Source organism: Nocardioides sp. CPCC 206348, from assembly GCF_048654705.1.
In the GTDB taxonomy this organism is placed as follows: Bacteria; Actinomycetota; Actinomycetes; order Propionibacteriales; family Nocardioidaceae; genus Nocardioides.
Genome location: NZ_JBMCZA010000218.1, coordinates 17,290 through 18,908, shown reverse-complemented (window position 1 = coordinate 18,908; position 1,619 = coordinate 17,290). Strand labels below are relative to the sequence as shown.

1 protein-coding gene is annotated in these 1,619 nt (G+C 70.7%); it reads left to right on the top strand.

Translation table 11 applies throughout. The annotated features are described in order from the left end of the window. On the top strand, positions 1-1,494 hold a 1,494-nt coding region (pruA, locus tag ACOADB_RS24520), incomplete at its 5' end, for an L-glutamate gamma-semialdehyde dehydrogenase (protein ID WP_378605006.1). Between the last annotated feature and the right edge of the window lie 125 nt (positions 1,495-1,619).

The following is a 1,619-nucleotide window of genomic DNA, read 5'->3' as shown; positions in this document are numbered from 1 at the left end:
GAATGGGTCGCGGGCGGCGGCGAGGAGATCCAGGTCGTCCAGCCGCACGCGCACCAGAAGGTGCTGGGCGTGCTCCGCAACAGCTCCATCGACGACACCGTCCGCGCGGTCGACGCGGCCCGGGCAGCGGCGCCTGAATGGCGCGGGTTGTCCTTCGACGAGCGGGCCGCCGTACTGCTTCGGGCAGCGGAGCTGCTCGCCGGTCCGTGGCGCCAGCGGCTCAACGCCGCGACGGTGCTGGGCCAGTCGAAGACCTCGTTCCAGGCCGAGATCGACGCCGCCTGCGAGCTGATCGACTTCTGGCGGTTCAACGTGCACTTCGGTCGGCAGATCCTTGCCGAGCAGCCGATCGCGAACAGCCCCGGCATCTGGAACCGCACCGACCACCGCCCGCTCGAGGGCTTCGTCTACGCGATCTCGCCGTTCAACTTCACCGCGATCGCCGGCAACCTGCCGACCGCTCCGGCGCTGATGGGCAACACGGTGATCTGGAAGCCGTCGCCGACGCAGCAGCACGCGGCCTCGCTGACCATGGAACTGCTCGCCGAGGCGGGCATGCCGCCGGGCGTCATCAACATGCTGCCGGGCGACGGCCTCGCGGTCTCCGAGGTCGCGCTGACGCACCCCGACCTGGCCGGCATCCACTTCACCGGCTCGACCGGCACCTTCCAGAAGCTGTGGTCCTCGGTCGGCGCGAACCTCCCGAACTACCGCACCTATCCGCGTCTCGTCGGCGAGACCGGCGGCAAGGACTTCGTCATCGCGCACCCGTCGGCCGACCCCGACGTGCTCCGCACCGCACTGATCCGTGGTGCCTTCGAGTACTCCGGCCAGAAGTGCTCGGCCGCCTCCCGCGCCTACGTCCCGCGCTCGCTGTGGGAGCGGATGGGTGACGACCTGGCCGCGCAGACCGACGCCCTGCCGATCGGCGACCCGGCCGACTTCGCGAACTTCACCGGCGCCGTGATCGACGCCCGCGCCTTCGCGAAGCACACCGACGCGATCGCCCGCGCTCGTGCCACGGAGGGCCTGTCGGTCATTGCCGGCGGTACGACGGACGACAGCGTCGGCTGGTTCGTGCGACCCACGATCGTGCTCGCCGAGGACCCCACCGACGCGATGTTCTGGACCGAGTACTTCGGCCCCATCCTCGTCATCCACGTGTACGACGACCGCCAGCCCGGCGCGTTCGAGGCGACCGTGAAGCAGGCGGAGTCGGCGGCGCCGTACGCCCTGACCGGCTCGATCCTGGCCACCGACCGCCACGCCATCGACTGGGCGAGTCGCGAGCTGCGGTTCGCGGCCGGCAACTTCTACGTCAACGACAAGCCCACCGGTGCGGTCGTCGGGCAGCAGCCGTTCGGTGGTGGCCGGGCGTCGGGCACCAACGACAAGGCGGGCTCCGTCCTCAACCTGCTCCGCTGGACCTCCCCCCGCTCCATCAAGGAGACGCTCGTCCCGCCGAAGGATCACCGACACCCGCACATGGGCTGAGTCCGCGGCGTAGCCTGACGCCGTGACCAGCCAGGAGGTGCGCTTCTGCCGCGCTGATGACGGCGTGCGCATCGCGTGGGCGAGGCACGGGTCCGGACCGCCGCTGCTGATCGTCTCGTGCTGGC